This window comes from Pseudomonadota bacterium (genome assembly GCA_030860485.1).
In the GTDB taxonomy this organism is placed as follows: Bacteria; Pseudomonadota; Gammaproteobacteria; order JACCXJ01; family JACCXJ01; genus JACCXJ01.
This window is the reverse complement of the sequence record JALZID010000140.1, coordinates 1-4,118: the sequence shown is the minus strand read 5'-3', so window position 1 is coordinate 4,118 and position 4,118 is coordinate 1. Positions and strand designations below refer to the sequence as shown.

At 68.2% G+C, this 4,118-nt stretch carries 4 protein-coding genes; all 4 read left to right on the top strand.

The window, feature by feature from the left end:
- Positions 1-194: 194 nt before the first annotated feature.
- On the top strand, positions 195-1,295 hold the full coding sequence (locus M3461_07725) for a glycosyltransferase (protein MDQ3774248.1): 1,101 nt from the start codon (positions 195-197) through the stop codon (positions 1,293-1,295).
- Complete coding sequence (locus M3461_07720; protein MDQ3774247.1) at positions 1,285-2,274, top strand: glycosyltransferase family 9 protein; 990 nt, start codon at positions 1,285-1,287, stop codon at positions 2,272-2,274. The genes M3461_07725 and M3461_07720 overlap by 11 nt, the downstream gene beginning before the upstream one ends.
- Before the next feature lie 4 nt (positions 2,275-2,278).
- Complete coding sequence (locus M3461_07715; protein MDQ3774246.1) at positions 2,279-3,451, top strand: O-antigen ligase family protein; 1,173 nt, start codon at positions 2,279-2,281, stop codon at positions 3,449-3,451.
- Positions 3,448-4,118, top strand: a 671-nt coding sequence (locus tag M3461_07710) for a glycosyltransferase family 9 protein (GenBank protein MDQ3774245.1), incomplete at its 3' end; no start/stop codon positions are given. The genes M3461_07715 and M3461_07710, both read left to right, overlap by 4 nt.

The window sequence follows — 4,118 nt, the reverse complement described above, 5'->3', positions numbered from 1 at the left end:
TTCGCGAGGTACCTTACCTTCGTCCCAACAAACCATTTCAGGGGAAGCCATGAGCGTTCAATTAACGCTGAAACTTTGTCACGTCGATGTCAAACAAGTGTTCAACTAACGCTGAAACTTGCCCGCTTACCCTTGTCCCGGGGCTGCCGTAGGCTTCTGGGCGGGTCTTACGCTAGCCTCCAGTGCCCCTGACGGTGGTCCAATTGCTACCCGCGCTCGAGGGCGGCGGGGTCGAGCGGGGGACCTTGGAGGTCGCTCGCGAGCTGGTGCGATGCGGACATCGAGCGCTCGTCATCGCGGCGCCGGGCCGTCTGACACAGGCAATCGTCGAGGCTGGCGCCGAACATATTCCGTGGGCCGTGGGAGAGAAATCCGCGCGCGTCCTGCGCTACCTCGTCCCGCTCCGGCGCCTCTTGCGTGAACGGCGGGTGGATATCCTCCACGCACGCTCGCGACTCCCCGCCTGGCTCGCGCTCAGCGCCTGGCGCAGTCTCCCGCCCTCGCGACGCACGCGCTTCGTGACTACCTTCCACGGGCTCTATTCGGTCAACCGCTACAGCGCGGTCATGGCACGCGGGGAAGCCGTGATCGCCATCTCAGACACCGTCCGCGATCACATCCGGTATTGCTATCCCTGGGTCGAAGAGCGGCGCATCGTGGTCATACCCCGAGGGGTGGACCCTCTGGATTATCCTCACGGCTACGACCCGCCACCGGACTGGCGGGTTGCGTGGGAGCGCGAGTTGCCGATGCTGGCCGGCCGATTCGTCCTGACCCTGCCTGCCCGGATCTCGCCGCGCAAGGGACAGGATGACTTTCTCGCCCTCATCGCGGCGCTGCGGGAGCGCGGCATACCGGTCCACGGCCTCCTCGCCGGGGGCGCGGACCGGCCCGAGCGCATTTCGGCGCTGGAGGCCGAGATCGGCGCCCGCGGGCTCTACGAACACGTGAGCGCCCTCGGCCATCGTGCAGACCTGCGTGAGATCATGGCCGCCTCGAACCTCGTGTTGTGCCTCTCGAAGGTCGGCGAGGCGTTCGGACGCACCACCTTGGAGGCCCTGAGCCTCGGCGTCCCGGTGATCGGTTATGACCATGGGGGGATCCACGAGATCTTGACCCGGGTGTTTCCAGAAGGCCGAACACCGGCCGGAGATCTCCCGGCGCTGGTGGCCAAGACCTTGGACTTCATCCTGCACCCGCGCACGGTGCCGCGGCTGCACCCTTATACCCTGCGCGCGATGCTGGATCGCACGATTGCGCTCTATGAATCGTTGCACCAATCCCGTGAGCGCTGATCCGACTCCCGGCGGGACGCTCGTGATCCAGCCGCTGCCCGGCATCGGGGACATGCTCTGGCATCTGCCGCATCTCCGGGCCATCGCCCGCGCCGGCACGGCGGGGAGCGTGACGCTTCTGACCAAGCGCCGGTCGCAGGCGGACCGCCTCCTCGCCGCGGAGCCGGCGGTGGGCGAGGTCCTGTGGTTGGAGCGCAACCCCGGCCGGCACGATGGGGTCTTGGGGATCTTACGCCTGGCCCACGAGCTCCAGGCGCATCGCTTTACCGAGGCCTTCGTGCTGCACGGCAGCGGCCGTTATGCGTTCGCCTGCCGTCTGGCCGGGATCCCGAGGCGCTTCGGTTACGGACGCGGATGGCAAGGCTGGTTGCTCGATGGCGGCGCGACGCTCGCGCGGGATGAGCACCATGGGCACCCGATCGCTATGGCCGATTGCCTGCTCGAACGCCTGGGGCTGGAACGACCCGGTATCGAGCCACCGCTCGCGATTGCCGGTGCCGCCCGCGAGGCCGTGGCCCGCCGTTTCGGGACCCTCCCAAGACCCTGGGCGGCCTTGGGGATCGGGTGCAGCGAGCCGGATCGGCGCTGGGGCGAGGCCCGTTTCGCGGCCCTTTCTCTGGAGCTCGAACCGGTCTTTCCCATCATCTTCCTGCTCGGCGGCGAAGCGGAGCGCAATGTCGCGACTGCCATCGCGACCCAGCATCCCCACGCAGGGTGCCTGGCGGTCATCGGCGAACCCATCGACGAAGTCGCGGCGCTCCTTTCGGATTGCGGGCTCTTCGTCGGCAACGACACCGGGGTCTACAACCTCGCGGCTGCCGTTCATACCCCGGCCATCGGTCTATTCAATGGGCGATACCCTCCGCTCGCCTATTCGCCATTCCTCTCTGCCATCACCCCGGCCGTTCCCGGGTCCGGGATGGCGGGGATCGGTGTCGACCAGGTGCTCGCGTATGTCCACTCCCTCGGCAGTGCTTAGCCGCTTGCGCCTCCGGCTCGAGGAACCCTACTGGCGTTGGGGCTACCTGCTCCCATGCGGGCTGCCGCTCGCCCAGGTCTTGGGCCGAGCCGTGTTCACGTGGCTCTTGGTGCTCTATTGGCTGTGGTCGCTTTGCGTCTACCGCCGGCCCCGACAGTTCGACCGGCGGCTCCTATGGGTTTTCGCGACCCTGCTCATGGCCTTCGCCCTCGGGATCCCGACGGCCCTGGACCCGCTGCGTGGGATCCGCGAATGGCTCAAATTCGCGGCCGAGGCTTCGATGTGGATGTTCGCCTATGCCGCCATCGAACGAGTACCCGGCGGTCTCGAGCGCCTGGTCCGGACACTCGGGTTCGCGGCGATAGCCATGCTCGGGGTCCTCTACGGCAAGCTCCTTTGGCAGCTCCAATCACCGGATTTCAGCCCCACACGGATGTTGCAGGAAGACGGTCTAGCGTTCCTCACCCCCTTCGCCTTGTACACGCTCCTCGGCACCGGGGGGCGCGCCGGGCGGTGGGGCGCGGCGCTCTGCCTGGGGGCGGCCGGCTATTACATCCTGCTCGCCCAGGGCCGCGCCGCGCTCGTCGGGCTCACGGCGGCCGTGTTCGTTTTCACCTGGCTGGCACAGGGGTGGCGCGCCCGCACCGCCCTGGCCGTGACCGTGGTGCTGTTCGCGGCGGCGGTCATGACGCAGGGGGATGTCCTATTGCGCGGGGCCGCCTCGCGCGACACGCTCTCCGGAGCGACCGATCAGTTGAGCGCCGGGCGCACCGTGATCTGGCGCCAGGCCCTGGCGTCGCCGCCTCGGCAGCTGTTCGTGGGAGTCGGCCTCGGCAATACGGCACTCCATGAACGGATCCTCACCGTCGATCGCGGCCCCGAACGGGCACCGATAGTCGTGAAGCACCTGCACAACTTCGTGCTGGACTGTTGGTATGAAACCGGGCTCATCGGGGTCGGCGCCGTGTTCCTGTGGCTCGGGGTGTTTTTCGCGCGGGGGGCCCTGCGCTGGCGAGTCGCCGCGGCCCGCGGACGGGCGGCGGCCGGCACCCTGCTCGCGGGATCGTTCGCTATCATCGCCGCGGGGCTATTCAGCTTCTCCTATCTCTCCAAGCCCTTCGCCGTGTACCTGCCGCTGTTCCTGGGCGCCCTGGTGGCGCGGGGCCCGGACCGATGATGAGCCGGCCACGTCACGGCGCCTTGATCTTCAAGTGGGGGGCACTCGGGGACCTCATGATCGCCACGCCCATCATCCGTCGCATCCAGGAACACGAGGGCCGCGCCACGATCCTGACCGCCCCCCCTTACGATCCCATCTTCGACGGCTGGCCGGGGCTTGCGGTCCACGCCGTCGAAAGACGCGGTACGGCGGCCATGTGCCGGGCCTTGACGCATCTCCGGAGGGGACGTTATGCGCGCCTCTACGACCTCCAGTGCAGCGGCCGCTCGCGGTGGTTGTGCCTCTTGTCCGGCGTTCCCGAACGGGTCGGCAATGCGCCGAGCCCGGCCTACACCCATACCCCGCCCGCGGCAGGGCGCGAAAAGCCCCACCCCTTCGACACGCTGAATGCCTTGCTGCGGGCCGCCGGCGTCCCCGAGGCGGAACCCCGACCGTGGCTGCCGACGGGTCCGGCGGAACAAGAACAGGTATCAGGCTGGTGCCAAGCCCACGGGCTTCGGAACGGACGCTTCGCCCTGTTTCACCCCGGGGGCAGCCGTCGTTGGGAGAGCAAGCGCTGGCCTCATTACGTCGCACTCGCCGCCGCCGTGGAAAGGCGCGGTGTGCGGGTCGTCTGGATCGGCGCGGGAGAAGACCGGGTGCTCAATCGGGCCCTGGCGCAAGA